Source organism: Vibrio sp. 10N.261.52.A1 (assembly GCF_002876325.1).
GTDB lineage: Bacteria > Pseudomonadota > Gammaproteobacteria > Enterobacterales > Vibrionaceae > Vibrio > Vibrio chagasii.
In genome coordinates this window covers 1-3,247 of sequence record NZ_MCYD01000533.1, presented here as the reverse complement: position 1 = coordinate 3,247, position 3,247 = coordinate 1, and the positions used below count along the sequence as shown (strand labels likewise).

The window sequence follows — 3,247 nt, the reverse complement described above, 5'->3', positions numbered from 1 at the left end:
TGATCTCAATGTTACGTATAAATTAGATGAGATTGTAAACAAATGTGTCTGGATTTATGAAATTAGATGATTTAAACCTCTTTCGACTCGTCGTTGAAAATGGGAGCTACACCGCAACATCGCGCAAGACTATGATTCCGGTTGCGACCATCACACGACGGATCCAAGCTCTAGAAGACTCGCTAAACCTGAGACTTCTCAATAGACACGCGCGTAAACTCTCTTTAACAGAGGCTGGCGAACGTTTCTTTAATGAATGCGCTCCACTGCTGCAACGTCTCTCTTCGACTGCCGAAGAACTGACGGATGTTTGTAAAGGTGCTTCCGGTAAGATCCGCATTACAGCGCCTTCCAACCTGACTAAGCGCATGATGATGCCAATGTTCAGCGACTTCATGACTCAATACCCAGATATCAATATTGAGTTGATGATGAACAACCAAGCCGATCAACTCGACCCTACAGAGTGGGACGTGATTTTCAGAGTGGGTCCGCAACGTGATTCAAGCCTCATCGCTCGAAAAATCAGTGAAGTGAAAGATATTCTTATCGCGAGCCCTGAGTACTTAGCGAAGAACCCTGCACCGAGCCATGCTGAAGAACTGGCGAACCATTCATTGCTTAAAGGCTACCCACTGATTAAGTGGCAGCTAAGTAACTCGAATGATGAGACAGTAGTTAACAGTGAAAAAGGCCGCTTCAACGCAAACGCACTTAATGTGGTGAGACAAGCTTGTTCTGAAGGTCTAGGTATCACACTGATGCCAGACGTGATGATTCGCGAATACATTGAAGATGGTAGCCTAGTACAAGTACTGGAAGACTGGAGCGCTAACCCACGTGACATCTACATGCTTTATAACCACAAAGACCATCTACCTGAGAAAGTTAGATTGTTTATTGATTTTGTGATCGCTTACCACATTCACTAGGTTAATCCCCTACTTCAAAAACAAAAAAACCAGAGCCGATGCTCTGGTTTTTTATATTCTTTCCACTAACGAAAACTAAGCGCCTTCGTTGTGTAACTCTAGGTTCGCCAGATCTTGTTGGATCTCACGCTGAATCTTAGAATCGTCATTACGTAGAGAGTCTAGGAAATCTAGGTACGCTTGGTCGATATCACCCGTTACATACTCGCCATTAAACACAGAAGTATCGAAACGCGCGATGTCTTGGTTACCCATGCCTACCGCAGAAATCAAGTCTGGTAGTGTTTGGAAGATCAGAGCGTCTGCGCCAATCTGCTTACAGATCGTTTCATTGTCACGACCATGAGCAATTAGCTCTGTCGCGCTTGGCATATCGATACCGTAAACGTTAGGGAAGCGAACCTCAGGCGCCGCTGACACCATGAACACTTTGTTTGCGCCAGAGTCACGAGCCATCTCAATGATTTGCTCTGAAGTGGTACCGCGTACAATAGAGTCATCAACCAATAGAACGTTCTTACCTTTAAACTCAGAGCGAATTGCGTTGAGTTTGCGGCGAACTGACTTCTTACGCTGCTGCTGTCCAGGCATGATAAACGTACGACCAACGTAACGGTTTTTCACGAAACCTTGACGGTATGGCTTGTCGATAGCTTGAGCGATACGCAGTGCAATGTCGTTAGAGGTTTCTGGAATTGGGATAACCACGTCAATGTCTAAGTCTGAGTACTCTTCTTTAATACGCTTACCTAGTAATTCACCCATCTCAACACGTGCGCTGTACACTGAAATTTTATCGATGAATGAATCAGGGCGTGCAAAGTAAACAAACTCAAAGATACATGGGTTGAGCTGTGGGTTGTCTGCACATTGCTTAGTGAAAAGCTCACCGTCGAATGTTACGTAGATAGCTTCACCAGGTGCCACATCACGCATGAAATCGAAACCAACAGCATCCAGTGCTACCGATTCAGACGCCACCATGTACTCTGTTTTACCTTCGACTTCACGCTTACCTAAACACAGTGGACGAATACCGTGTGGGTCACGGAATGCGATCATACCGTGGCCGATGATCATAGCTGTTACTGCGTAAGCGCCACGAATTGTGCGGTGCACGTTTGATACAGCGCGGAAAACATCATCAGAAGTCACGTTACCTTTAACCGTATCGATCTCATGAGCCAACACGTTCAAAAGCACTTCTGAATCTGAAGTTGTATTCACATGACGACGGTCTTTTTCGAACAACTTTTCACGAACTTCGTTCGCGTTCGTTAGGTTGCCGTTGTGAGCCAACGTGATGCCAAAAGGCGAGTTTACGTAGAAAGGCTGAGCTTCCGACGCGCTTGAGCTACCTGCAGTCGGGTAACGAACATGGCCAATACCAACGTTACCTTGGAGGCGTTGCATGTGTTTTGCTTCAAAAACATCTTTTACTAAACCGTTCGCCTTACGCAGACGGAAACGATTGCTTTCTATGGTACAAATACCAGCGGCATCTTGGCCACGATGCTGCAATACCGTTAAAGCGTCATAAATAGACTGGTTTACAGGTGTTGAACCCACGATTCCAACAATACCACACATGTCCTAATCCTCGATTTTTCGACATTAACTGGCGCTATAGCGCGCCAGATAAGAAACTAGATGTTGCTTGTAAATGCTCGAAGAACGGCGCAATGATTCGACTAAATTCCGGAACCAACTGCGAATTCTTCCACCACTCAGAACTTGGGAATGCAGTAAACGCATCCATGAAAAACAACACTGCAGAAACAATCAAAACACCACGTAAGCCACCAAAGACGACACCGAGGATTCTGTCTGTACCTGACAGGCCTGTTTTCTGAACTAGCTGCCCGATAACATAGTTAACTAAAGCACCGACAACTAACGTTGCAACAAACAATGCTGCTATCGCAGTTCCGTTTCGAAACATCTCATCTTCGATATTGGTGAAGTACACCGCTAATTTTGCGTAGTACTGGCTAGCAATAAAAAATGCTCCAAACCAAATAACGAGTGACAACGCTTCTTTAGCGAAACCACGAACTAAACTGATCACGGCAGAGAAGCCGATCACGCCTAAAATGACAAAATCTAACCAATTCATGAATTCTTCATCTTAAGTTGGCGCGCATTTTAACAGAAAAAATGCTGACGCAAACGTTTTCTTATGGATTTAACGGTTTAAATTTGAGCAATTGGCCTTTTGAACCCGTAATTTTTTCTAATTCCTTAATTTGTCGCTCAAGTTTGGATTTAGATACATCTGGGCCAATAATTACTCGCGTAAAAGTTTTTTCTTGCTT

The 3,247-nt window shown here is 44.6% G+C and carries 3 protein-coding genes and 1 pseudogene; 1 reads left to right on the top strand and 3 read right to left on the bottom strand.

Annotated elements, in window-relative coordinates:
* Positions 1–56 precede the first annotated feature (56 nt).
* Positions 57–932, top strand: a complete 876-nt coding sequence (locus BCT81_RS07575; protein ID WP_102423726.1) for a LysR family transcriptional regulator — start codon at positions 57–59, stop codon at positions 930–932.
* Between the two features lie 75 nt (positions 933–1,007).
* Here the strand turns inward: BCT81_RS07575 and purF are convergent, their stop codons facing one another.
* The 3 genes and pseudogenes from purF to BCT81_RS07560 all read right to left on the bottom strand — a co-directional run.
* Complete coding sequence (gene purF / locus BCT81_RS07570; protein ID WP_102423725.1) at positions 1,008–2,522, bottom strand: amidophosphoribosyltransferase; 1,515 nt, start codon at positions 2,520–2,522, stop codon at positions 1,008–1,010.
* Between the two features lie 34 nt (positions 2,523–2,556).
* Positions 2,557–3,048: a CvpA family protein gene (locus tag BCT81_RS07565; protein ID WP_004740640.1), complete on the bottom strand. Its 492-nt coding sequence runs from the start codon at positions 3,046–3,048 to the stop codon at positions 2,557–2,559.
* Between the two features lie 61 nt (positions 3,049–3,109).
* Positions 3,110–3,247 (bottom strand): annotated as a pseudogene (locus tag BCT81_RS07560) (cell division protein DedD); the annotation flags it as partial.